Consider the following 22687-nt stretch of genomic DNA (forward strand, 5'->3'; position numbering starts at 1 on the left):
TCTTTCAGAAGAACGTCTGCACGATGTCGATAACGCGCAACTGGCCATCCAGCACGGGGATGTGGCGCCACTTGTCGAACGTCAGGCAGGGATGCGAGATATCAAAGGCAATCATATCGCCGACACGAATGTCGTCGCCAGCGGCGATTTCCAGGTAGGCGTGCTGGTCCATCATGCCGGTCACCTTCCATTCGGCCGGCGCCGCCACGGGCGCGGGGGCGCCGGGGCGATAGATCTGCGCCGGAATCGGCATGCCGGCATCGAACGCGGCGTCGCGCTTGCCCATGCCGATGATGGCGCGCCGGGGCTCGGGAATCGACTGCACATAGGCCCACAGCTGCAGCGCCGGCAGCAGGCCCTCACGCATCTTTTGCGCCACCGGGTTGCTGGCCAGGATACGCTCCTGTGCCGCCCGGTAGACGCCCACGTCGTGGGTCAGGTAGCAGCCGGGGCGCAGCACGATGTCGATGGGCGCGCCAATATCGGTCCGGGCGAATTCTTCGGCCACCACGTCGTACCATGCCGAGCCCGCGCCCGACATCACCACGGGACTGCGGCCGAAGCGGCCGGCGGCGGCCAGTTCGCGCGTGACGGCCACGGTGCGCTGCAGGAACCGCCGGATTTCGGCCTCCTGCTGCAGCACACCCTCATAGATCTCGACGCCGGCCAGCGACAGCGCGTCAGGCCAGCGCGACAGTGCCTGCAGCACCTCGGCCTGCTGCGCGGCGTCGCGTACGCCGGTGCGGCCGCCTTCCACGCCCAGTTCCAGCAGCACCTGCAGCGTCTGCCCCCGGGCCTGGAAGTACGCGCCAAGCTGGTCGACCAGGGCCGCCGAATCCACCAGCGTGAAGAACTCGAAGCCAGGATCGCGTAGCAGATCGGCCACGATTTCCATATTGCGCCGACCCACCAGCTGGTTGGCCATCAGCACGCGCTTCACGCCGTGCGCGGCGGCGGCCGCAGTCTGTTGCGCCGTGGCCAGCGTGATGCCCCACGCGCCTTCGGCAAGCTGGCGTGCAAACAGCTTCGGCGCCATCGTCGTCTTGCCATGCGGCGCCAACTGCACACCATAGGCACCCATGAACTTCCTCATCCACTGAAGGTTGTGAACGAGCTTGTCCTCGTAGAGCACGGCGGCCGGCAGGCTCAGTTCCTCGCGCAGCAGATGCCAGCCCGGCTGACCGGCTTCGGCCGGTGTCAGCGGTGCGTCCAGACGGCCCAGGGCCTTGTTCAGCGGATCGATCATGCCGGTCTGGTACTTTGTTTCACGCATGGCTGACATCACCCTGTAAAAATTCAATTGACGTAATCATAGCCTTGAAACTACGATATTTCATCCTTGTTATAAAGTAACATGCTGTGTCGGCCCAGCGGCCTGCCAGCCCTCGCCATCCGCCATGACCGCACCGTTCGACATCCTGACCCGCATTGCCGAGCGCGGCCCGTCACTGCGGCTGGCCGAGCAAAAGGTGGCGCAAGTGATCCTGGAGGACCTTGCCGGCGCGGCGGCCACCAGCATCAACGAACTGGCGCGCAAGGCCGCCGTCAGCGAGGCCAGCGTGACGCGCTTTGCCAAGGCCATCGGCTGCCGCGACGTGCGCGACCTGAAGCTGCGCCTGGCCCAGGCCACCGCGGTAGGCACACGGTTCCTGCAGCCTGCCCCCGCGCTGGCCGACGACGCCTCGCCGGCCACCATGGCCGAGCGCATCCACACCGACGTGCTGACGACGCTGGAAGTCAACCGCAAGCTGATCGATCCCGAACGGATGACCGAAGCCGCGCGGCTGTTGCTCGGTGCACGCATGGTCTACGCTTTCGGCATGGGTGGCGGCTCCACGTTCATGGCCGACGAGGCACGCTATCGGCTGGCGCGGCTGGGCCAGCCCGTGGCGACGTATCAAGACGCGCTGCTGCAGAAGATGGTGGCCGCCACGCTGTCGCGGGACGACGTGGTACTGGCGTTTTCCGCCAGCGGCAACGTGCCCGAGATGCTGGCCAGCTGCGATATCGCGCGCGAGTACGGTGCCCGGCTGATCGCCGTGACGGCGCTGGGGTCGCCGCTGGCGGCGCGCGCCGACGTGCTGCTGCCCGTGCGGACGCTGGAGACGGACTTCATCTTCAAGCCGTCGGCGTCGCGCTACGCGATGCTGATGGTGGTGGATGTGCTGGCCACCCAGTGCGCGATGCTCCAGCAGGACCAGAGCAAGGAAAAGCTGCGCCGCCTGAAATACGTGCTCGACGCCCATCGCGGCGTCAGCCATGACAGCGACGGCCCGGACAGCCGCCAGCCGCTGGGAGACTGACCATGCCACACCTGTTCGATACCCTGATTCGCTGCGTCATGCTGCTGGACGGCTCGGGCAGCGCGGCGCGCATGGCCGACATCGGCATCCGCGACGGGCGCATCGCCCGCATCGATGAAGCCGGCAGCATCGATCCCGACACCGCCTCGCGTGTCGTGGAAGGCCACGGCCTGGCCCTGGCACCGGGCTTTATCGACGTGCATACGCACGACGACACCAATGTCGTGCGCGATCCGGCGATGACGCCGAAGATCTCGCAGGGCGTGACCACGGTCATCGTCGGCAACTGCGGCATCAGCGCGGCGCCGGTGACGCTGGCCGGCGACCCGCCCGACCCGATGAACCTGCTGGGCCGCGCCGACGCGTTCCGCTATCCCGATTTCAAGACCTACGTCGATGCCGTCAACGCGGCGCGGCCATCGGTCAACGTGGCCGCGCTGGTGGGCCACACGGCGCTGCGCAGCAACCATATGGACCGCTTCGACCGCGCCGCCACGGCCGACGAGATCGCGGCCATGCGCGCGCAACTCGAAGACGCCCTGGCACACGGCGCGCTGGGTCTGTCCACGGGGCTGGCCTACGCCAACGCATTCAGTGCCCCGACGGACGAAGTCCTGTCGCTGGCCGAACCGCTGGCCGATGCCGGCGCGCTATACGCCACGCACCTGCGCAGCGAATTCGCCGAAATCCTCGATGCCATGGACGAGGCGTACCGCATTGGCCGCCATGCGCGCGTGCCGGTGGTGATCTCGCACCTGAAATGCGCAGGGGTGCCGAACTGGGGCCGCAGCGGCGAGGTGCTGCAGTCGCTGGAAGCCGCGCAGCGTTGGCAGCCGGTGGGCTGCGACTGCTATCCGTACACGGCCAGTTCGTCGACGCTGGACCTCAAGCAGGTGACCAGCGATTTCGACATCCAGGTGACGTGGTCCGAATCGCACCCCGACATGGGCGGCCGCCTGCTGGCCGATATCGCCACCGAATGGCAGGTGGACATGATGGAGGCCGCGCGCCGCCTGCAGCCGGCCGGCGCCGTCTACCACTGCATGGAAGACGCCGATGTGGACCGCATCCTCAGCCATCCGGCCACGGTGGTTGGGTCCGACGGCCTGCCCAACGATCCGCTGCCGCATCCGCGCCTGTGGGGCGCGTTCCCGCGCGTGCTGGGCCATTACGCGCGCGACCGCGAACTGTTTCCGCTGGCCGTGGCCGTCAACAAGATGACCGGCCTGTCCGCCGAACGCTTCGGCCTGCAGGACCGCGGCTTCGTGCGCGAAGGCTACTGGGCCGACCTGGTGCTGTTCGATGCGGCCACCATTCGCGACGCCGCCAGCTTCACCGACCCGATGCAGCCGGCCGAAGGCATTGCGGCGGTCTGGGTCAACGGCGAGCTGACCTGGCAGCACCGTGCGGCCACCGGCGTGCGCGCCGGCCGCTTCCTGCCGCGCCACGCGCGGCCGCAGCCCTGAATCCCTCAGAACAACCGCATCTACCGCATCAACCGCATCAACCCCATATCAGGCACAACAGGAGTTCCCATGGATATCAAACGATTCGGCGTCGAAGGCGGCACGGGCCAGGGCGGCTCGCACATGCCGTTCGCGCGCGCGGTACAGGCCGACGGCTGGCTGTACGTGTCCGGCCAGGTGCCGATGGTCGATGGCGAGGTGGTCGAAGGCAATATCGTCACGCAGACCCACCAGGCCATCAAGAACGTGCTGGCCATCCTGGCCGAGGCCGGCTATGGCCCAGAGCACGTGGTGCGCTGCGGCGTCTGGCTGGACGATGCGCGCGACTTCCCGTCGTTCAACAAGATCTTCAAGGAATACTTCGGCGCCAATCCGCCCGCGCGTGCCTGCGTGCAGTCGAGCATGGTGGTGGACTGCAAGGTCGAAGTGGACTGCATCGCCTACAAGAAACCCGCGGCGTGAGCCGCACCCCCGCCGGCCGGCATCGGTGAGCCAACCGATGGCCGGCCGGCTTCATCAACCCGCCGCCAGATACCGGACACCCCGGGCACGCGCGGCATTTTCATAGCGGAAGCGGACCGTCCGGCCGGGCGGCAACCGCCACAAGGAGACGAGACATGGGTGCCGTTACCGGAACCACGCTCTTGATTTACGCGCTGATCGCCGTGATCGCGCTGGTGATTCTGATCGCCAAGTTCAAACTGAACCCGTTCATCACGCTGGTGGTGGTGTCGGTGGCCCTGGGCTTTGCCGTGGGCATGCCGATGGGTGACATCGTCAAGTCGTTCGAAGCCGGCGTGGGCGGCACGCTCGGCCATATCGCGCTGGTGATCGGGCTTGGCACCATGCTGGGCAAGATGATGGCCGAATCGGGCGGCGCCGAGCGCATCGCCCTGACGCTCATCAACTTCTTCGGCGAGAAGAACGTGCACTGGGCCATGGTGGTCATCGCGTTCATCGTCGGCCTGCCGGTGTTCTTCGAAGTGGGCTTCGTGCTGCTGATTCCGATCGCGTTCAACGTGGCCAAGCGCACGAACACGTCGATGATCCTGGTCGGCATTCCGATGGTCTGCGGCCTGTCCGTGGTGCATGGCCTGATCCCGCCGCACCCGGCCGCGCTGCTGGCCGTGCAGGCCTACGGCGCCGACATGGGCCACACCATCCTGTACGCGCTGATCGTCGGCGTGCCTACCGCCATCATCGCCGGCCCGCTGTTCGCCAAGCTAATCGACAAGCACGTGAAGCTGCCCGAAGTGAACCCGCTGGCCGAGCAGCTGACCGAGGAAGCGTCCACGGCCAAGGGCAACCTGCCCGGCTTCGGCATCACGGTGCTGACCATCCTGCTGCCGGTGTTCCTGATGCTGATCGGCAGCTGGGCCGACCTGATCGCCACGCCGAAGACGTTTGCCAACGACGTCCTGAAACTGATCGGCAACTCGGTGATGGCCCTGCTGATCGCCACGCTGTTCAGCTTCTATACGTTCGGCAAGGCGCGCGGCTTCACGCGTGAAATGATCCTGAAGTTCACCAACGAGTGCGTGGCCCCCACGGCCATCATCACGCTGGTGGTGGGCGCCGGCGGCGGCTTTGGCCGCGTGCTCCGCGATTCCGGCATCTCGACGGCCATCGTCGACGTGGCCACGCACGCCAATGTGTCGGTGCTGGTGCTGGGCTGGCTCGTCGCCGTGATGATCCGTATCGCCACGGGCTCGGCCACGGTGGCCATGACCACGGCAGCCGGCATCGTGGCCCCGATCGCGGCCAGCGTGCCGGGCACCCGCCCCGAACTGCTGGTGCTGACCACGGGCGCCGGCTCGCTGATCCTGTCGCACGTGAACGACGGCGGCTTCTGGCTGGTCAAGGAATACTTCAACATGACCGTGGCCCAGACCTTCAAGACCTGGTCGGTGGCCGAAACAATCATCTCGGTGGTGGCCCTGCTGTTCACGCTGGCGCTGGCAACGGTGGTGTAAGGTGGTTGCCGGCCATCGAACAGGTGTGGCCTTCCCCACGCCTGTCGTGGCCGGCGGGCCATATCACCCAAGACAGTCAGACTGCGAAAGTTTCAACCCTTCTCGTCGTACGACATCAGCTTCCACGACACGTTCCAGTACACAACCCGCTCTCCCAGCAGGTCGTCCAGCCATGACAGCCGGCGAGGCTTGGGCATCTCGAATTCCGGCAGGACGTCACCCTTGCGGAAATGCCGAGTTGCCCCGGCAAATACCGTTGCAGCCTCCGGCACGCACCAGATACCGCTTTCCGGACAAGGCTGACCGGTTTTGGCGCGGGTCCCCAACGGCAGTTTCGGTGGCGGCGGCAGCGGCAAACCAGTGGCCGGATCGAGATTCCTTGCCTGGCTCAGACGATTGACCAGTTCCTCGGACGGCTTCTCGGGCGGCACTGCAGCGTCATGCTCCCGTACCCACTGGAATGTGCCGTCCCACGGCGGCAGCTTGGCCGGCGGCAACGGGACGATCAGGTCGATGTCGGGGACTTTGGGGTTGAGGTGTTCGTAACGATCTAGGAATTTTCCGATCTGCTTGTATCGAAGGGAACGCTCCGGATCTGCTTTCAATGAAAGGTAATAGAGTCTGTCAGTCTGTGGAGGCCCTTCAAATCCGTGCTCCAATGCGAGCGCAGACAGCGAGTCCCCGGCCATGGTGCCTTGCTGAAAGGCCGCGACCGCCGGGTTGTATGCCCCTTTGGTTTGCAGGCGCACCCCAAGCATCCGCGAAGCTTTGGCGAATCCCTGGTCCGAGGCGCACTGCCACATCTGCTCGGAAACTTCCGGGGCCTTGTCCCAGGGTGCAAGCAACTCTCCGACATAGAACTGGGCGTCAGGGCTGCCTAAATCCGCCGCTTTTCGAAAGAAGCGCAGCGCCATCTCCCTGTCCTGCTTCAACCCATAACCGATTTCCAGATAGTGACCAATATCGTAGTATCCGCCAGGTACTCCGAGTTCAATTAATTGATTGGCAAGATAGATCACCTCCTTGGACCGAAACGGTGAATATGCCTGACCGTAAGCCAGCAAATTCTGCAGATTCCGGTTTGCCTTGTAGTGGCCATGCGCTGCCGCGATACGATAGTAGACCGCCATCTGCTCATAATCTTTCGGCCCCTGCTTCTTTTGCAAGTATCGAGCGTAGTGAAATAGCGCATCAGCACCGCCGTCCAGTGGCGGCAGGACATTGGCCTCATGTGCGCATGTGAAGGCGAGATCCGTCCGGACGGCACTGACATCTGGCAACGGCGGATATTCGGTGGTCTGGCTCGAGCAGGCACCCAGCAAGCCCGCGAGAAGAACCAGACTGACGACGGGTTGCAGACAGCGATTCGATATCGACATGATTCAACCCTTCTCGTCGTACGAAATCAGCTTCCACGACACGTTCCAGTACGTGACCCGCTCCCCCAGCAGGTCGTCCAGCCATGACAGCCGGCGAGGCTTGGGCATCTCGAATTCCGGCAGGACGTCACCCTTGCGGAAATGCCGAGTTGCCCCGGCAAATACAGTTGCAGCCTCCGGCACGCACCAGATACCGCTTTCCGGACAAGGCTGACCGGTTTTGGCGCGGCTCCCCAACGGCAGTTTTGGTGGCGGCGGCAGCGGCAAACCAGTGGCTGGATCGAGATTCTTTGCCCGGCTCAGACGATTGACCAGTTCCTCGGACGGCTTCTCGGGCGGCACTGCAGCGTCATGCTCCCTTACCCACTGGAATGTGCCGTCCCACGGCGGCAGCTTGGCCGGCGGCAACGGGACGATCAGGTCGATGTCGGGGATTTTGGGGTTGAGGTGTTCGTAGTTTCGTAGGAATTTTCCGATCTGCTTGTATCGAAGGGAACGGTCCGGATCCACCTCTAATGCAAGGTAGTTCAGGCGGTCTGTTTCAGGAGGCCCTTCGAATCCATGCTGCAACCAAAGCGCAGACTGCGAGTCCCCAGCCATGACACCTTGCTGGAACGCCCCTACCGCCGAGTGGTATGCCCGCTTGGTTTGCAGGCGCACCCCAAGCCTCATCGAAGCTTTGGCGAAGCCCTGGTCTGAGGCGCACTGCCACATCTGCGTGGCAACTTCAGGGGCTTTGTCCCAAGGCGCGAGCAGCTCTCCAACATACAACTGGGCGTCAGGGCTGCCTAAATCCGCCGCTTTTCGAAAGAAGCGTAGCGCCATCTCCCTGTCCTGCTTCAACCCATAACCGATTTCCAGATAGTGACCAATATCGTAGTATCCGCCAGGTACTCCGAGTTCAATTAATTGATTAGCAAGATCGATCACCTCCTTGGACCGAAACGGTGAATATGCCTGACCGTAAGCCAGCAAATTCTGCAGATTCCGGTTTGCCTTGTAGTGGCCATGCGCTGCCGCGATACGATAGTAGACCGCCATCTGCTCATAATCTTTCGGCCCCTGCTTCTTTTGCAAGTATCGCGCGTAGCGAAATAGCGCATCAGCACCGCCGTCCAGTGGCGGCAGGACATTGGCCTCGTGTGCGCATGTGAAGGCGAGATCCGTCCGGACGGCACTGACATCTGGCAACGGCGGATATTCGGTGGTCTGGCTCGAGCAGGCGCCCAGCAAGCCCGCGAGAAGAACCAGACTGACAACGGGTCGCAGACCGCGATTCGATATCAACATGATTCAACCCTTCTCGTCGTACGACATCAGCTTCCACGACACGTTCCAGTACGAGACCCGCTCTCCCAGCAGGTCGTCCAGCCATGACAGCCGGCGAGGCTTGGGCATCTCGAATTCCGGCAGGACGTCACCCTTGCGGAAATGCCGAGTTGCCCCGGCGAATACCGTTGCAGCCTCCGGGACGCACCAGATACCGCTTTCCGGACAAGGCTGACCGGTTTTGGCGCGGGTCCCCAACGGCAGTTTCGGTGGCGGCGGCAGCGGCAAACCAGTGGCCGGATCGAGATTCTTTGCCTGGCTCAGACGATTGACCAGTTCCTCGGACGGCTTCTCGGGCGGTACTGCAGCGTCATGCTCCCGTACCCACTGGAATGTGCCGTCCCACGGCGGCAGCTTGGCCGGCGGCAACGGGACGATCAGGTCGATGTCGGGGATTTTTGGGTTGAGGTGTTCGAAGTTTCGTAGGAATTTCCCGATGGCGTCGTATCGCCGCGCACGTTCGAGGTCTCTTGGAAGAGCGAGGTAGTTGAATTTGTCATAAGGCGGTGGCCCTTCGAACCCATGCTCAAGTGCAAGAGACGCCTGACCATTACCTGCCTTAACCCCTCTTTGAAAACTGCGCACTGCGTTCTCGTAGCTGCCAGTCTCCTGAAAGTCGAACCCTAGCTTTGTCGCGGCTTTTCCGAAACCTTGGTCCGTAGCACACTGCAGTAGCTGACGAGCGACATCTGGGGCCATATTCCAGGGTGCAAGCAACCGAGCAACGTAGTGCTGAGCATCCGGATTCCCTAGATCGGCAGCTTTTCTAAAGAACTTCAACGACATCTCGGCATCTTGTTTCAGGCCATAACCGATTTGCAAATAATGGCCAATGTCGTAATAGCCGCCTGGCACTCCCTCGTCTATCAAACGTCCAGCTAGTTCGATGACTTCCTTCGATCTGCCTGGCGACGATGCCTGCCCATAAACCAAAAGGTTCTGTAGATTCCGGTTGGCCTTGTAGTGTCCATGAGCGGCAGCAATGCGGTAATACCGTGCCATCTGATCGTAATCCTTTGGGCCTTCCAGCTTCTGCAGATGGCGGGCGTAAAGAAAGAGCGCGTCAGCATTGGCGTCCAGTGCAGGCAACATCGTTTCCTCTTGCGAACAGGTGAACGACAGATTGACGCGAACGGACTCCAAGTTTGGCAATGACGACATGGCGGGATCCCTGCTGGAACATGCGGACAAGAAAATAAGAAGCGAAATAGCACGTGCGACTTTCATCGATCAATCCAGGTTTGTGCGCTTCGGCGAATCTCGAAAGAATGCAATGAGAGGGGCATACGGTCTTTCTTTCCCAATTTCCTGCCGCGAGGAATTTCTCCCGATGATATTTCCCCACTCCTCAAACGCCTTCCCCACATCCTCCTGCGCCCCCATCCCTTTCGTATGAATCTCCCATAACCGTCTGCGTAATGGCGTGGTCACCCCAGAATGTTCGTGGCAGATATTCAATTCGCTATCGCCGATCATGCTGCGGGTATTGATATTGGCGGAGCCCAGCGTCATGAATACGTCGTCGACGATCATCAGTTTGGAATGCACGTAGACGTAATCCCATTTACCGGGCGGAGAATCGGGTGCCACGAGCGTGCAGACATGCACCTTGAGTCCTTCGATTTCGGGTGGCGGTCCAACTTCCTCGGCGGGCTTGGCCATTTCCGCTTCCAGATCGGCCTGTTTCTGGCGCGCCTTGCCAAAGCGTTCCCGCGCCTCGTGCAGCCTCTTGATGGCGAATGCCTTGTCGATATGCGCCAGGTCATTCGCCTCGTCCATATCCTGTTTAGCGGCCCTGGCTTGCGCGCCTGCCTCCTTGTGCTGGCGGCGCAGATCGGCCTGGCGCGCGTCCTCGCGTTCCAGCTTCGCCACGGCCGGCATCGCGTCGGCCTTGCCCAGCGCCTCCAGCATCCGGTATGTCTTCAGTGCCCCCGGACCCATCCCTTCGTCGCTCGAATTGGTCACCACGAACAGGTAGATGGGGCCATGCTTCTTCAGGTCGCGGCCGCCGCGCAGTTGGGCCGCCACCGCCTGCTTGATCATCTCGGCAAGCATCGGCAGCCGGAAATACTGGTTCTCGATATAGATGAATCGCGTGACGTTGTTCACCGCCTGCAGGTACAGGGACTCGATATCGAACCGGTTTCCCTGGGGATTGGTCCGCAACAGCTGCCCCACCACCGGCGTGTTGCCGTCGCGCCGCAACGTGAGGCGCCTGGCAAGGGGCTGCCTCGCCTCCGTCAGCCGCTGGCCCGTCGCGCCATCCCACGCTTCGCAAAAGTTCTTGTTGAGGTATTTCAGCACCGGGCCTGCGACGCGGGCAGAAATGTCCTGCCGGGGGTGCAGACCGTTCCGGCCCAGTCTCGGGTGCTGTCGATGGAAGCTGTGGTCGTCCCGGTCCCAGTAGGTATCGAGCATGTTGTGGCCCATGACGAAGCCCACGGCATGCTCGGGCTCCTCATAATCGATCACCACCATCTTCTGGTGATGCGTGGGAATGGCGGTCATGACGGCCGCGTTTTTCGCTTTGGTACGCCCGTCGCTCTCCTTGTGATCGCCCTGCAGCAAGGTCCGGTAGGCAATCTCCGCACGGTCCCAAAGCGAGAAGCCGCGGGTCGCGAATTCGATGCCGGGGAACGTCGTGCCCGCTGCGCGGGCCATCTGGCGCAGCACCCGGCGCGCCGCTTCCTCGTCCAGACTGCCCCCTCGCGTCACGTTGGTTCCATTGGCGCGCCCATACCACGCAACGTCGAACTCGCGCTGGAATTTGCTCTGGTAGTCGCGTTGCGCAAAGCCCGACAACATCCAGTCAGGCAAGTGCGGCTTGACGTGCGTTGCCAGGTTGTTGCCCGGTGCGTTGTTTTCGCTCCAGGCGGCCGCGGCAAGATCGTCCTGCCAGCAAAGCAGACGAACCTTCACGCCTTGCGCGCCCTTGTGCACCAGCAGCTCGCCGATGGTCATGACATCCGCATGGCCGCGCTTGAAGTACATCGAGGGCTGGAAGCCCCAGCAGATGATGTCCACCGAGCGCCGTGCGGCCAGGATGGCGTCGTATACCTCGCCGAACGCCTCTTCGCCGTTCACAAGCGGCCTGAACGTGCATTGCGCCGGGTCATATTCCGAACGTTCCACAAACCACTTCATGGCGATCGTGGCAGTGCGCGTGCACGACAGCGCAATCGGCGTCGTGATGGGATTCCGACTCATGCTGGCGGCTCCTTGTCGGTGAGAGGCTGGGACGCGAGGCACCCTACACCGACTACGCCTCGGGAAGTTGCTGACAAAGCCAGGAATTAACTCGACGCAATGCCCGACGTTTTTCGTCGAAATACGATTGATGAAACTGAGGCGATCGACCCCGGACAAGGCTGCTAGCCACGGCTCTCGGACAAATCGGAAGAGGGGATGACGTTGAATGCGCGGAAGCGGAGCGAGGGGGAGAAAAAACCCGGGTAGCACAATCCCCGCGCCCCTCCTACACTCCCTGATCGATGCAGCCGTCCGATGCTGCACTTTCGGGAGACCCCCATGACGTTCAGTCTGCTGCGTCGCGCCATGATGGCGTGCGGCGCCGTTGCCGTCCTCACGCATTTCCCGCTGTCCCACGCCGCCGAGCCGGTAAAGATCGGGCTGATTGCGCCGTTCTCGGGCAGCTTTGCCGACTATGGCAAGCAGATGGAAGGCGGCATCAAGGCCTGGCAGAAGCTGAACGGCGACACCGTGGCGGGCCGCAAGGTCCAGATCCTCGTCAAGGACACCACCGGCCCGGTGCCCGAGGTGGCCAAGCGGCTGGCCCAGGAGCTGGTGGTACGCGACAAGGTGGACATCCTGGCCGGCTTCGGCCTGACGCCGGAGGCGCTGGCCGTGGCGCCGATCGCCGAGCAGGCCAAAAAGCCCATGGTGATCTTCAACGCGGCCTCGTCGGTCATCACCACCAAGTCGAACTACATCGCGCGCGTGTCGATGACGCTGCCGCAGATTTCGGCCCCCATGGCCACCTGGGCGGTGCGCAACCACGTCAGGAAGGTGGTGACGCTGGTGGCCGACTACGCGCCGGGCATCGATGCCGAGACCGCGTTCAAGACCAATTTCCTGGGCGGCGGCGGCCAGATCGTCGAATCGATCCGCGTGCCGCTGCGCAACCCCGAGTTCGCGCCATTCATCCAGCGCATCAAAGACGCCCGTCCAGAAGCGGTGTTTCTGTTTCTGCCGGCCGGCGAGCAGGGCGTGGCGTTCATGAAGGGTTTCCGCGAGCGGGGGCTGGCCGATGCCGGCATCCGCGTGATCGCCACCGGCGACCTGACCGACGACCACGTGCTGCCGGCCATGGGCGACGCCACGCTGGGCGTGATCACGTCGTTCCATTACTCGGCGGCGCACGATTCGAAGGAAAACAAGGCCTTCCTGAAGGCCTTCGCCGATGCCAACCCGGGCGCCGGCCGTCCAAACTTCATGGCCGTGGCCGCGTACGACGGCATGGCCGCCATCTACGACGCGCTCAGGAAGACCGGCGGCGCCACCGACGGCGACAAGTTCCTGGCGGCCCTGAAGGGCATGAAGATCCAGAGCCCGCGCGGCGCGATCACGATCGACCCGGCCACGCGCGATGTGATCCAGACCGTCTATATCCGCAAGGTGGAAAAGGTCGGCGGCGAGCTTTACAACGTCGAATTCGACAAGTTCGAGGGCGTCAAGGACTCCGGCAAATAAACCGGCAGCACAGGCCGGGGGGCGCCCGCCCCCTGTCGAAATCTTTCATCGCGAAGACAGGATTGTGCAATTCCCTTGCGGGAAAAGCTGACCTAACCTTGTCTGGCGGCGTCTGCCCAGCCGTCACATGACAAGCACTCCGGAGACATCCCGATGAAGAGCTCAGCCGTTGCCCTGGCCGCGTCGCTGGTCGTGGCCGCTTCACCCTTGCTCGCAGCACCCGCCGACAACCTGCAGAAGCTTCAGGATTTCAAGCAGACCGGGGCCGCGCCCGCCGAGAAAATCGCCCAGGACGGCAAGCATGCCGACGCGCTGCGCGAGAACTTGAAGGCGATCAAGCTGCCGCCGGGCTTCAAGATCGAGTTATATGCCGTCGTACCCGAGGCGCGCCACATGGCCATTGAGCCGTCCACGGGCGTGGTGTTCGTCGGCACGCGCAAGAACCGCGTCTGGCAGGTGACCGACCGCACCAAGCGGCGCGTGGCCGACGACGTGGTCCAGTTCGCCAGCGCCATCAGCTTCAAGGTGCCCAATGGCGTGTGCTTCTCGCCGGATGGCGTGCTCTACGTGGCCGAGCAGAACCGCGTGCTGGCCTTCCCGGCCGCCCAGTTCTTTGGCGAAGGCGGGCCCGACGTGGCCGCTGCCGTGGTGGTGCCCCAGGGCAAGCTGATCCCGACCGAATTCGAGAGCTTCAACCACGGCGCCCGTGCGTGCCGGGTGGGCCCGGACGGCAAGGTCTATATCGCGCTGGGCCAGCCGTGGAACGTGCCGCCCAAGGACAAGCTGGCCGCGATGGACAAGAACGGCCTGGCCGGCATCATCCGCATCGGCCAGGACGGCAAGAACCGTGAGGTCTATGCCCACGGCGTGCGCAACTCGGTCGGGCTCGACTTCAATCCGGCCGACAAGACGCTCTGGTTCACCGACAACCAGGTGGACGGCATGGGCGACGACCAGCCGCCCGGCGAGCTGAACCGCGCGACCAAGGCGGGCCAGAATTTTGGCTTTCCGTGGTATGGCGGCGGCAAGGTGCGCACCGTGGAGTACAAGGACCAGCAGCCACCCAAGGACGTCGTCTTCCCGGTGGTGGAATACGCACCCCATGCGGCCGACCTGGGCATGTCGTTCTACACCGGCAAGATGTTCCCGGCCAAATACCACGGCGGTGTCTTCGCGGCCGAGCATGGCTCCTGGAATCGCACCAAGCCCATCGGCGCGCGGATCGTCTACACCCCGGTGAAGTCGGACGGCACCGTTGGCGAGACCGAAATCTTCGCCGAAGGCTGGCTCACGCCGAATGGCGAGTACATGGGCCGCCCGGTAGACGTCCAGCAACTGCAGGACGGCTCGCTGCTGGTCTCGGACGACTTCGCCGGCGCGATCTACCGGATCTCGTACTCGGGCGCGAAATGACCGGCCGACTCCGTATTGGCGCGCCGGTGCTGCTGTCGGGCTGGGTTCTGGTCTCGGCCAGCGTCCCGGCGCTGGCCGCCGACGCCCAGGCCGGCCGGACCAAGGCCATGCAGTGCCAGACCTGCCACGGGCTCGACGGCAAGTCGAAACTGCCCGAGGCGCCCCACCTGGCCGGCCAGGTCGAACAGTACCTGGTCAAGGCGCTCAAGGACTACAAGACCGGCGCCCGCAAGGACGAGATGATGACAATGATGGCCAAGCCGCTCAGCGACGCCGACATCGCCAACCTGGCAGCCTTCTACAGCGGTCTCAAGCCGTAGCGGCCCGCGCCCTGTCGTATTCCGGCAGCCTTCGGGCACGATCAGATGCCCGAAGGCGTGCGCCCGCCCGCTGGCGGCGGCACGGTGCCGGCGATGACCTTCGACATTTCGGACGTCTGGCGCCAGCCTTCCTGCTGGTACAGCGGCCGGCCCGCCTCCGTGGCATGCAGGATCGTGAAGGTGGCACCGCGCCGCGCCAGTTCGTCCTCGCCCAGCGACATCAGTTGCCGGGCCAGTCCGCGCTTGCGGTGGGTCGGCTCCACATAGACATTCAAGACATAGCCGCGCTTGTCCTGATCCGGATGCGCGGGATGGGGCGGCCAGTCGATCAGCATCAGCCCGACACCGGCCACCGGCCTGCCGCCGTCCAGCGCCAGCAGACCAAAATACGTGTCATCGGCCAGCCGGGGACGCAGCCAGTCGCGAAAATGCCGCGTCATCGTCCGCAGGGTGTCAGGGGCAAAGCCCGCCTCCAGGAACATGGCCTCGCGATGGCGGCAAATCAGTTCCAGGTCGTCGGGCTCGATCGGGCGTATTTCCATGTCAGTGATCGGTTGATGGTTCGGGGGGAAGTTCGGATATCGCGCCGGGGCAGACATTGTGCGTGGCACCACCTTCCATCGAAATAAGACGAATCTGAAAGAAATTGGGCGATTTCTAGCGCGATCCATCGCCCTGGCGCACCGTCACCAGGCGGTCGAGCAGCGCCCCGTCGGCCAGCAGGCTGGCACTGTCCGATCGATGCACGACCCTGCCGCGATCGAGCACCATCGCCTGGCCGGTCATCGCCAGCGCCATCCTGGCGTGCTGCTCCACCACGATCACGGCCATCCCGCTATCGGCAATCAGCCGCGCGATCACGCGCTGCAACTCCTGCACGATGATGGGCGCCAGGCCTTCCATCGGCTCGTCCAGCAACAGCAGGGCCGGATTCACCATCAGCGCGCGGGCCATCGCGAGCATCTGCTGCTCGCCGCCCGACAACTGGTTGCCCAGGTTGCGGCGCCGTTCTTCCAGCCTCGGAAATTCCCGATAGATGCCGGCGATATCCCAGGGCCCGGGCCGCGCCACCGCGGTCAGGTGCTCTTCCACGGTCAGCGACGGAAAAATCCAGCGTTCTTGCGGCACCCAGCCGATGCCCGCCTGCGCGCGTCGATGCGATGGCATTTTCGCCAGATCGCCGCCCCGCCAGCTCAGTTGGCCGCCGCGCACGCGCGTCATGCCCATCAGTGTGGCCAGCAGCGTGGTCTTGCCCACGCCGTTGCGGCCCAGCAGCGCCAGGCTGTCGCCGGCGGCCAGCGTCAGGTCGATCTGTTCGAGCACGATGGCATCGCCGTAACCGGCGCTCAGTCCCGCCACCCGCAGCAGTTCACGCATGGGCGGCCTCCCCCAGATACACCTCCTTCACGCGCGCATCGGCGGCAATCTCGGCCGGCGTGCCCTCCGTCAGCACCCGCCCGCCCACCAGCACCGAAATGCGTTCGGCAAAGCGGAACACCAGATCCATGTCGTGCTCGATAAAGACAATCGTGATGTCGCGCGGCAGGCCCGCGATCACGGCAAACAGTTCGGTGCTCTCGCCTGCGGGGATGCCCGCCGCTGGTTCGTCCAGCAACAGGATCGACGGCCGCGTGGCCAGCGCCAGTGCCATTTCCAGCAGCCGCTGCTTGCCGTAGGGCAGCTGGCGCGTCTCCGTATCGGCGTCGCGCTCCAGCCGCAGCAGCGCCAGCACCGACATGGCCTCGTCCGCCAGCGCCGCCTGCGACGCCACCGTGCGGGCCCACATCCGCGATGCGCCGGTGCGCTCCGCCACCGCCAGCACCACCGACTCCAGCACCGTCAGCCCCGGAAACAGCGTATTGATCTGGAACGTGCGCGTCATGCCCAGCTTCACGCGCGCGTGCTGCGGCAGCGATGTGATATCGCGCTCGCCCAGCCAGATGCGTCCCGCCGACGGCGGCAAGGCCCCTGTCAGCAGGTTGATGAACGTGGTCTTGCCCGCGCCATTGGGCCCGATCAAGGCATGTCGCGCGCCGGGCGCGAAGGTCAGCGAGATATCGGTATTGGCGGCAAATGCGCCCCAGGACTTGCAGAGTGCGTCCGTACGCAGCGTGGCGGTCATGCGCCGGCTCCCCGTTCGTGCGCGGCAGTGGCCCGGCGACGCGCCGTCCAGGCGCCTAGGGCCCCCATCACTCCGCCCCGCGCATACAGCACCATCAGCACCAGCAGCAGGCCGATCCAGAACTGCCAGTACACGGGGTTGATCCCGGCCAGCACGTCCTGCGCAATCATGAACAGCGCCGCGCCGATCAGCGCACCGTAGAGACGCCCCGTGCCGCCCAGCACCAGCATGACCAGCAATTCCGCCGAGCGCGGAAAGCCCAGCACGTCCATGCCCACGAACTGCGTGGTCTGGGCCAGCAGGCCGCCGGCCACGCCGGCAATGGCCGCCGACACGGTGAAGGCGGCACGGAGGCGCCGGGGCACATCGGTGCCCAGCGCGGGCATGCGCCGCGCGCCTTCGCGCACGCCGCGCAGCGACAAGCCGAACGGCGACGCCACGATGCGCCGCACCAGCACGAATACCCCGAACAGCACCACCAGGCTATAGACGTAGGCCGTCTTGCCGTACAGATCGAACGCGAACATCCCCAGCAGCGGACGCATGGTGACGCCAGACAGCCCATCGACACCGTCGGTCAGGAAGGCCGCCTTGTTGGCCGCCTCGAACAGCATCAGGCCGATGCCCAGCGTGACCATCAGCCGCGTCAGATCCCCGCCGCGCACCACCAGGAAGCTGCAGAGCCAGCCGGCGACCGCCGCCACCGCCGCGGCAGCCAGCAGGCCGGAAACCGGCTCGCCCCAGCCATGTGCGCCCAGCAGCCCGGCCGTGTAGGCGCCCAGCCCGAAGAACGCGGCATGGCCCAGCGACACGATGCCCGCATAGCCCAGGATCAGGTCCAAGGAAAGCGCGAAAAGCCCGGTAATCAGAATCTGACTGCCCAGAATCAGATAGTCGGGCAGCAGGACGAACGCGGCCACCGGCATCAGCCAGAAGACGATTTCGGCCGGGTGCCAGCGGCCGTCGGCCAGGCGATGACGGATCATGCGGCGCGCCTCCCGTACAGGCCGGCCGGAAACGCCACCAGCAGCAGCACCATCATCGCGTAGATCACGAAGCCGCCCACCGCGGGCACGTAGTACTTGCCGGCCACGTCGGCCACGCCCAGCACCATCGCCGCCACCAGCGACCCGCGAATGCTGCCCGCGCCGCCGACGGCCACCACCAGCAGGAAGTAGACCATGTACTTGAGCGGGAACGACGGGTCGAGCCCCAGCACGTCGATGCCCAGGCCGCCGCCCAGGCCCGCCAGACCGGAACCCAACGCAAATGTCAGGCTGAACACGCGCCCCACGTCGATGCCCAGGCCGCTGGCGGCCTGCTGGTTATCCACCGCCGCGCGCACCTGCGCGCCAAAACGGGTGTGGGCCACCAGCCAGCCCAGCGCCAGCGTGATCGCGATCACCACCGCCAGCAGGAACAGCCGGTAGGCGCCCAGGTCCAGGCCGGCCACCCTGACCTGCCCGATCAGGAAGGCCGGCAGCACCACCGGCTGCTGTCCGGGGCCGAATCCCCAGGTGGCGCCAGCCATCGCCATGAAGGTCAGGCCGATCGAGAACAGCACCTGGTCGAGATGACTGGCCCGATACAGCCGCCGATAGAGCGTGCGCTCCAGCACCCAACCGGCCATCGCGGCGCCCAGGAACGCTGCGGGCAGCGCCGCCAGGAACGGCACGCCGAGCCGGTTCATCAGCACGACTGCCACGTAGCCGCCCAGCATGGCAAACGCGCCGTGCGCCAGGTTGACGAAGTTCATCAGTCCCATCGTCACGGACAGGCCGATGCTGATCAGGAACAGCAGGCTGCCATATGTCACGCCGTCGAACAGCACGCCGGGCAAGCTCGAAATCACGATCCGGTCCTCGGTAGGGGTGGATGGGGGTGGATAGGGTGGATGGTCGCTGCTGCGGCTGGGGAAATACCGCGCCGATTGTTCAGTGGGCGCCGCTTTTTTGCAATCGGGCCGGACCCGGGCGGCGCCAGCCCCCGCACCGGGCGCAACAAGCGTTGGGCCGGCGGTTGCCCCCGGTGCCCGGAGCGTTGTCGGGTTTACATCGACTGCCGCACGCGCTAAGGTCATTCGGACCGCCGCCAAGGGACGAACCGTCATGCCAATCGACCGCCGCACCTTTCTGGGGATGTCCGCCGGGCTGGCCGCGCTGCCGGCCGGGCCCGCGCTGGCCGCCGCGCGCGCCGCCACCGTGGAAGCACCGATGCGCCGCAAGGTGCCGGCGTCGGGCGAGGCGCTGCCGGTGATCGGCATGGGCACGGCCGACACGTTCAACGTAGGCCGGGACAGCGACGACCGCGCGGCGCTGACCGAAGTCCTGGCCGAGCTGCTGCAGCGCATTCCCAAGCCCGTGATCGACACCGCGCCAAGCTACGGCAGCGCCGAGGCCGTGACCGGCGACCTGCTGCAGGACGCCGGCGCGCGCGGCAAGGTGTTCGTGGCCACCAAGATATCCACCAGTGCCGCCAACGCCATGGCGCAGTTCACGCGATCCCGCGCGGAACTGCATTCGGACAGCGTCGATCTGCTGCAGGTGCACAACCTGATCGACTGGCGCGACAACCTGAAGCTGCTGCGGCAGTGGAAGGAACAGGGCAAGACGCGCTATATCGGCATCACCCACTACCGCGACGATGCGCACGCCGAACTGGCGCAGATCCTGCGCAGCGAAAAGCTCGACTTCCTGCAGGTGAACTATTCGCTGGGCGAGCGCAACGCCGAAAAGACGCTGCTGCCGCTGTGCGAGGAACGCGGGGTGGCCGTGCTGGTCAATCGCCCGTTCCAGGACGGCCGGCTGTTTGCGGCGGTGCGCGGCAAGCCGGTGCCCGACTGGGCCGGCGAGGTGGACTGCGCGTCGTGGGCCCAGCTGTTCCTGAAGTTCATCGTCAGCCATCCCGCCGTGACGGCCGCCATTCCGGCCACGTCCAAGCCAAAGAACATGGCCGACAACCTGGGCGCGGCGTTCGGGCGCATGCCCGACACCCGCGAACGCGCGCGCATTGCCGCGGCGCTGGCCTGACCGCGGACGCCCGGCCCCGATCGGCGCATGCCTACACCGGCCCCGTCCCCCGACACCGGACCCGACGAACCGCCGCAGGGCACCGTGCTGGGCCTGCGCGCCGGCGAGCGTGCCGCCGTGGTGGCCGGCTTCGTGTTCTTCTTCTGCCTGTTCGCCAGCTACTTCATGCTGCGGCCCGTGCGCGAGACGATGGGCATCGCAGGCGGCGTCCAAAACCTGCAATGGCTGTTCACGGCCACCTTCGTGGTGATGCTGGTCGCCATCCCGTTCTACGGCGCCTGCTGCAAGTGGCTGCCACGCCGGCGCTTTGTGCCGTGGGTCTACGCGTTCTTCATCGCCAACCTGCTGGCGTTTGCCGGGGTCACGCGCGCGCTGCCGGACAGCGTCTGGCTGGCGCGCGTGTTCTATGTGTGGCTGTCGGTGTTCAACCTGTTCGTGGTGTCGGTGGCCTGGAGCCTGATGGCCGACGTGTTCCGTCCCGAGCAGGCGCGGCGGCTGTTCGCGTTGATCGCGGCAGGCGCCAGTGCCGGCGGACTGGCCGGGCCGGTCATGGGCGGCTGGCTGGTGGGCCGCATCGGCCTGACCGGCCTGATGCTGCTGTCGGCGGCGCTGCTGGCCGCGACGCTGCCCATGGTGGGCTATCTGTTCGCATGGCGGCGCAGGCTTGGGGCCGGTGTGGCCGACGGCATGGCGCACGGCGGCCTGGCCGCCCAGGACCCTGCACAGCCGGTCGGCGGCGGGCTATGGGCCGGGTTGTCGATGGTCCTGCGCTCGCGCTATCTGCTTGGCATCAGCCTGTTCGTGATCCTGCTGGCCACGTCGAGCACGTTCCTGTATTTCGAGCAGGCCCGCCTGGTGGCGGCGGCCTTTCCCACCCGGGCGCAGCAGACACAGGTGTTCAGCGCGCTCGATGCCACGGTGCAGGCGCTGACCATCGTCGTGCAGATCTTCTTCTCGGGCCGTCTGGCGCGGCGCTACGGCGTGACGGCGCTGCTGACGGCCGTGCCGCTGGCCGTGACCGGCGGCTTTCTGCTGCTGGCGTTGTGGCCCACATTCGGCGTGCTGGCCGCGGCGATGATCGTGCGGCGCGTGGGCGAATACGCGATGCTGCGGCCGGGCCGCGAAATGCTGTTTACGGTGGTCGACCCCGAGACCAAGTACAAGGCCAAGAACGTGATCGACACCGCGATCTACCGCGCCGGCGACGCGGTCAGCGCGTGGGTGCGCACCGCCATCGATGCCTTGTCCGGCCATCCGGCCACCGTGGCGCTGGCCGGCGCCGCATTGGCCATCGGCTGGGCATGGCTCGGTCTGTGGCTGGGGCGGCGGCATGAAGGCCAGCTGACCGCGGCGCAAGCCGGCACCGCGCCTCCGGTCCTCGCCCGGCCGGCAAAGGAAGGTCAATGACAGCCACCCCACAAGGCCAGCCGATAATCGCGCGCCGGTCTGGCCGCATTGCACCGATGCCCGTATAGTGCTTGCCGTGCTGGCGGCACATGCCGCCCTACCCCATTCGTACAGGAGTTGCCTCATGAAGACCAAAGCCGCCATCGCCTGGAAAGCCGGCGCCCCGCTCACCGTCGAAGAGGTGGATCTCGACGGCCCGCGCGCCGGTGAGGTCCTTGTCGAAATCAAGGCCACGGGCATCTGCCATACCGACTACTACACGCTGTCCGGCGCCGACCCCGAAGGCATCTTCCCGGCCATCCTGGGCCACGAAGGCGCGGGCATCGTCACCGACGTGGGCCCGGGCGTGACGTCGCTGAAGCCCGGCGACCATGTGATCCCCCTGTACACGCCGGAATGCCGCCAGTGCAAGTTCTGCCTGTCGCGCAAGACCAACCTGTGCCAGGCCATCCGCTCGACCCAGGGCAAGGGCCTGATGCCGGACGGCACCTCGCGCTTCTCGATCGACGGCAAGCCGATCTTCCACTACATGGGCACGTCGACGTTCGCCAACCACATCGTGGTGCCGGAAATCGCGCTGGCCCGGATCCGTCCGGATGCACCGTTCGACAAGGTCTGCTATATCGGCTGCGGCGTGACCACGGGTGTGGGCGCGGTGCTGTTCACGGCCAAGGTCGAAGCCGGCGCCAACGTGGTGGTGTTCGGGCTCGGCGGCATCGGCCTCAACGTGATCCAGGCGGCCAGGATGGTGGGCGCCGACAAGATCATCGGCGTCGACCTGAACCCGGGCCGCGAAGCCATGGCCCGCAAGTTCGGCATGACCCACTTCATCAATCCGAAGGACGTTGAAAACGTGGTGGACCACATCGTGCAACTGACCGATGGCGGCGCCGACTACTCGTTCGAGTGCATCGGCAATACGCAGGTCATGCGCCAGGCGCTGGAGTGCTGCCACAAGGGCTGGGGCAAGTCGATCATCATCGGCGTGGCCGAGGCCGGCGCGGAGATCTCGACGCGCCCGTTCCAGCTGGTGACGGGCCGCGAGTGGAAGGGTTCGGCCTTCGGCGGCGCGCGCGGCCGCACCGACGTGCCGAAGATCGTCGACTGGTACATGGAAGGCAAGCTCAACATCGACGACCTGATCACGCACACGCTGCCGCTCGACCGCATCAACGAGGGCTTCGACCTGATGAAGCGCGGCGAGTCGATCCGCTCGGTCGTCCTTTACTGAGGCAA

At 65.2% G+C, this 22687-nt stretch carries 20 protein-coding genes; 10 read left to right on the forward strand and 10 right to left on the reverse strand.

Annotated features, from left to right (window positions below):
- Positions 1-4: 4 nt before the first annotated feature.
- A complete protein-coding gene (locus AC24R4_RS02385) occupies positions 5-1273 on the reverse strand; it encodes an amino acid deaminase (RefSeq protein WP_400394177.1) in 1269 nt (422 codons plus the stop codon).
- Between the two features lie 124 nt (positions 1274-1397).
- On the opposite strand from AC24R4_RS02385, the gene AC24R4_RS02390 reads away from it, so the two are divergent.
- From AC24R4_RS02390 to AC24R4_RS02405, 4 genes are all read left to right on the forward strand, one after another.
- Entirely contained in the window at positions 1398-2303 is a 906-nt protein-coding gene (locus AC24R4_RS02390; RefSeq protein ID WP_400394175.1) for a MurR/RpiR family transcriptional regulator, read from the forward strand.
- 2 nt (positions 2304-2305) lie between these two features.
- Entirely contained in the window at positions 2306-3769 is a 1464-nt protein-coding gene (locus AC24R4_RS02395; protein WP_400394174.1) for an N-acyl-D-amino-acid deacylase family protein, read from the forward strand.
- A 69-nt stretch (positions 3770-3838) separates the two neighbouring features.
- Positions 3839-4231 carry a RidA family protein gene (locus AC24R4_RS02400; protein ID WP_153947994.1) on the forward strand — a complete coding sequence of 131 codons (393 nt, stop codon included), beginning with the start codon at positions 3839-3841 and terminating at the stop codon, positions 4229-4231.
- A gap of 155 nt (positions 4232-4386) precedes the next feature.
- Positions 4387-5742: a GntP family permease gene (locus AC24R4_RS02405; protein ID WP_400394171.1), complete on the forward strand. Its 1356-nt coding sequence runs from the start codon at positions 4387-4389 to the stop codon at positions 5740-5742.
- Positions 5743-5834: 92 nt separating this feature from the next.
- On the opposite strand, the gene AC24R4_RS02410 is transcribed toward AC24R4_RS02405, so the two are convergent.
- The 4 genes from AC24R4_RS02410 to AC24R4_RS02425 are packed head-to-tail and all read right to left on the reverse strand — an operon-like array spanning position 5835 to position 11657.
- The gene (locus tag AC24R4_RS02410; protein ID WP_487522141.1) at positions 5835-7121 is read right to left on the reverse strand and encodes an SEL1-like repeat protein; all 1287 of its coding nucleotides are present in this window, start codon (positions 7119-7121) and stop codon (positions 5835-5837) included.
- Between the two features lie 3 nt (positions 7122-7124).
- Entirely contained in the window at positions 7125-8411 is a 1287-nt protein-coding gene (locus tag AC24R4_RS02415) for an SEL1-like repeat protein (RefSeq protein WP_487522142.1), read from the reverse strand.
- 3 nt (positions 8412-8414) lie between these two features.
- The gene (locus tag AC24R4_RS02420) at positions 8415-9677 is read right to left on the reverse strand and encodes an SEL1-like repeat protein (RefSeq protein ID WP_487522143.1); all 1263 of its coding nucleotides are present in this window, start codon (positions 9675-9677) and stop codon (positions 8415-8417) included.
- A 3-nt stretch (positions 9678-9680) separates the two neighbouring features.
- Positions 9681-11657 carry a phospholipase D-like domain-containing protein gene (locus AC24R4_RS02425; protein ID WP_487522144.1) on the reverse strand — a complete coding sequence of 659 codons (1977 nt, stop codon included), beginning with the start codon at positions 11655-11657 and terminating at the stop codon, positions 9681-9683.
- Between the two features lie 321 nt (positions 11658-11978).
- Here AC24R4_RS02425 and AC24R4_RS02430 point away from each other — a divergent pair, with 321 nt between their 5' ends.
- The 3 genes from AC24R4_RS02430 to AC24R4_RS02440 all read left to right on the forward strand — a co-directional run bounded on the left by AC24R4_RS02430 (position 11979) and on the right by AC24R4_RS02440 (position 14893).
- Entirely contained in the window at positions 11979-13160 is a 1182-nt protein-coding gene (locus AC24R4_RS02430) for an ABC transporter substrate-binding protein (protein ID WP_400395960.1), read from the forward strand.
- A gap of 153 nt (positions 13161-13313) precedes the next feature.
- Complete coding sequence (locus tag AC24R4_RS02435; protein ID WP_400395959.1) at positions 13314-14573, forward strand: PQQ-dependent sugar dehydrogenase; 1260 nt, start codon at positions 13314-13316, stop codon at positions 14571-14573.
- Entirely contained in the window at positions 14570-14893 is a 324-nt protein-coding gene (locus AC24R4_RS02440) for a c-type cytochrome (RefSeq protein WP_400395958.1), read from the forward strand. The genes AC24R4_RS02435 and AC24R4_RS02440 overlap by 4 nt, the downstream gene beginning before the upstream one ends.
- A 41-nt stretch (positions 14894-14934) precedes the next feature.
- On the opposite strand, the gene AC24R4_RS02445 is transcribed toward AC24R4_RS02440, so the two are convergent.
- From AC24R4_RS02445 to AC24R4_RS02465, 5 genes are all read right to left on the reverse strand, one after another.
- A complete protein-coding gene (locus AC24R4_RS02445) occupies positions 14935-15435 on the reverse strand; it encodes a GNAT family N-acetyltransferase (RefSeq protein WP_487522145.1) in 501 nt (166 codons plus the stop codon).
- A gap of 115 nt (positions 15436-15550) precedes the next feature.
- Positions 15551-16270 (reverse strand): ABC transporter ATP-binding protein, encoded by a 720-nt coding sequence (locus AC24R4_RS02450; RefSeq protein WP_487522146.1) that lies wholly within the window; start codon positions 16268-16270, stop codon positions 15551-15553.
- Positions 16263-17015 carry an ABC transporter ATP-binding protein gene (locus AC24R4_RS02455; protein WP_400396010.1) on the reverse strand — a complete coding sequence of 251 codons (753 nt, stop codon included), beginning with the start codon at positions 17013-17015 and terminating at the stop codon, positions 16263-16265. Before AC24R4_RS02455 ends, AC24R4_RS02450 begins: the two co-directional genes overlap by 8 nt.
- The gene (locus AC24R4_RS02460) at positions 17012-18001 is read right to left on the reverse strand and encodes a branched-chain amino acid ABC transporter permease (RefSeq protein WP_400396009.1); all 990 of its coding nucleotides are present in this window, start codon (positions 17999-18001) and stop codon (positions 17012-17014) included. Before AC24R4_RS02460 ends, AC24R4_RS02455 begins: the two co-directional genes overlap by 4 nt.
- A complete protein-coding gene (locus AC24R4_RS02465) occupies positions 17998-18864 on the reverse strand; it encodes a branched-chain amino acid ABC transporter permease (protein WP_400396014.1) in 867 nt (288 codons plus the stop codon). The genes AC24R4_RS02460 and AC24R4_RS02465 overlap by 4 nt, the downstream gene beginning before the upstream one ends.
- 259 nt (positions 18865-19123) lie before the next feature.
- Between AC24R4_RS02465 and AC24R4_RS02470 the strand changes: the two genes are divergently transcribed.
- The 3 genes from AC24R4_RS02470 to AC24R4_RS02480 all read left to right on the forward strand — a co-directional run bounded on the left by AC24R4_RS02470 (position 19124) and on the right by AC24R4_RS02480 (position 22682).
- Positions 19124-20044, forward strand: a complete 921-nt coding sequence (locus AC24R4_RS02470; RefSeq protein WP_400396458.1) for an aldo/keto reductase — start codon at positions 19124-19126, stop codon at positions 20042-20044.
- A 27-nt stretch (positions 20045-20071) separates the two neighbouring features.
- On the forward strand, positions 20072-21451 hold the full coding sequence (locus tag AC24R4_RS02475; RefSeq protein WP_487522147.1) for an NTP/NDP exchange transporter: 1380 nt from the start codon (positions 20072-20074) through the stop codon (positions 21449-21451).
- Between the two features lie 124 nt (positions 21452-21575).
- Positions 21576-22682: an S-(hydroxymethyl)glutathione dehydrogenase/class III alcohol dehydrogenase gene (locus tag AC24R4_RS02480; RefSeq protein ID WP_153948006.1), complete on the forward strand. Its 1107-nt coding sequence runs from the start codon at positions 21576-21578 to the stop codon at positions 22680-22682.
- Positions 22683-22687 lie beyond the last annotated feature (5 nt).

The sequence above is a fragment of the Cupriavidus sp. CER-90 genome (genome assembly GCF_057652055.1).

Bases quoted from the DNA above. Each gene is read 5' to 3' on its own strand.
- AC24R4_RS02385 (WP_400394177.1), bottom strand. From the start codon at position 1,273: ATGCGTGAAACAAAGTACCAGACCGGCATGATCGATCCGCTGAACAAG.
- AC24R4_RS02390 (WP_400394175.1), top strand. From the start codon at position 1,398: ATGACCGCACCGTTCGACATCCTGACCCGCATTGCCGAGCGCGGCCCG.
- AC24R4_RS02395 (WP_400394174.1), top strand. From the start codon at position 2,306: ATGCCACACCTGTTCGATACCCTGATTCGCTGCGTCATGCTGCTGGAC.
- AC24R4_RS02400 (WP_153947994.1), top strand. From the start codon at position 3,839: ATGGATATCAAACGATTCGGCGTCGAAGGCGGCACGGGCCAGGGCGGC.
- AC24R4_RS02405 (WP_400394171.1), top strand. From the start codon at position 4,387: ATGGGTGCCGTTACCGGAACCACGCTCTTGATTTACGCGCTGATCGCC.
- AC24R4_RS02410 (WP_487522141.1), bottom strand. From the start codon at position 7,121: ATGTCGATATCGAATCGCTGTCTGCAACCCGTCGTCAGTCTGGTTCTT.
- AC24R4_RS02415 (WP_487522142.1), bottom strand. From the start codon at position 8,411: ATGTTGATATCGAATCGCGGTCTGCGACCCGTTGTCAGTCTGGTTCTT.
- AC24R4_RS02420 (WP_487522143.1), bottom strand. From the start codon at position 9,677: ATGAAAGTCGCACGTGCTATTTCGCTTCTTATTTTCTTGTCCGCATGT.
- AC24R4_RS02425 (WP_487522144.1), bottom strand. From the start codon at position 11,657: ATGAGTCGGAATCCCATCACGACGCCGATTGCGCTGTCGTGCACGCGC.
- AC24R4_RS02430 (WP_400395960.1), top strand. From the start codon at position 11,979: ATGACGTTCAGTCTGCTGCGTCGCGCCATGATGGCGTGCGGCGCCGTT.
- AC24R4_RS02435 (WP_400395959.1), top strand. From the start codon at position 13,314: ATGAAGAGCTCAGCCGTTGCCCTGGCCGCGTCGCTGGTCGTGGCCGCT.
- AC24R4_RS02440 (WP_400395958.1), top strand. From the start codon at position 14,570: ATGACCGGCCGACTCCGTATTGGCGCGCCGGTGCTGCTGTCGGGCTGG.
- AC24R4_RS02445 (WP_487522145.1), bottom strand. From the start codon at position 15,435: ATGGAAATACGCCCGATCGAGCCCGACGACCTGGAACTGATTTGCCGC.
- AC24R4_RS02450 (WP_487522146.1), bottom strand. From the start codon at position 16,270: ATGCGTGAACTGCTGCGGGTGGCGGGACTGAGCGCCGGTTACGGCGAT.
- AC24R4_RS02455 (WP_400396010.1), bottom strand. From the start codon at position 17,015: ATGACCGCCACGCTGCGTACGGACGCACTCTGCAAGTCCTGGGGCGCA.
- AC24R4_RS02460 (WP_400396009.1), bottom strand. From the start codon at position 18,001: ATGATCCGTCATCGCCTGGCCGACGGCCGCTGGCACCCGGCCGAAATC.
- AC24R4_RS02470 (WP_400396458.1), top strand. From the start codon at position 19,124: ATGCCAATCGACCGCCGCACCTTTCTGGGGATGTCCGCCGGGCTGGCC.
- AC24R4_RS02475 (WP_487522147.1), top strand. From the start codon at position 20,072: ATGCCTACACCGGCCCCGTCCCCCGACACCGGACCCGACGAACCGCCG.
- AC24R4_RS02480 (WP_153948006.1), top strand. From the start codon at position 21,576: ATGAAGACCAAAGCCGCCATCGCCTGGAAAGCCGGCGCCCCGCTCACC.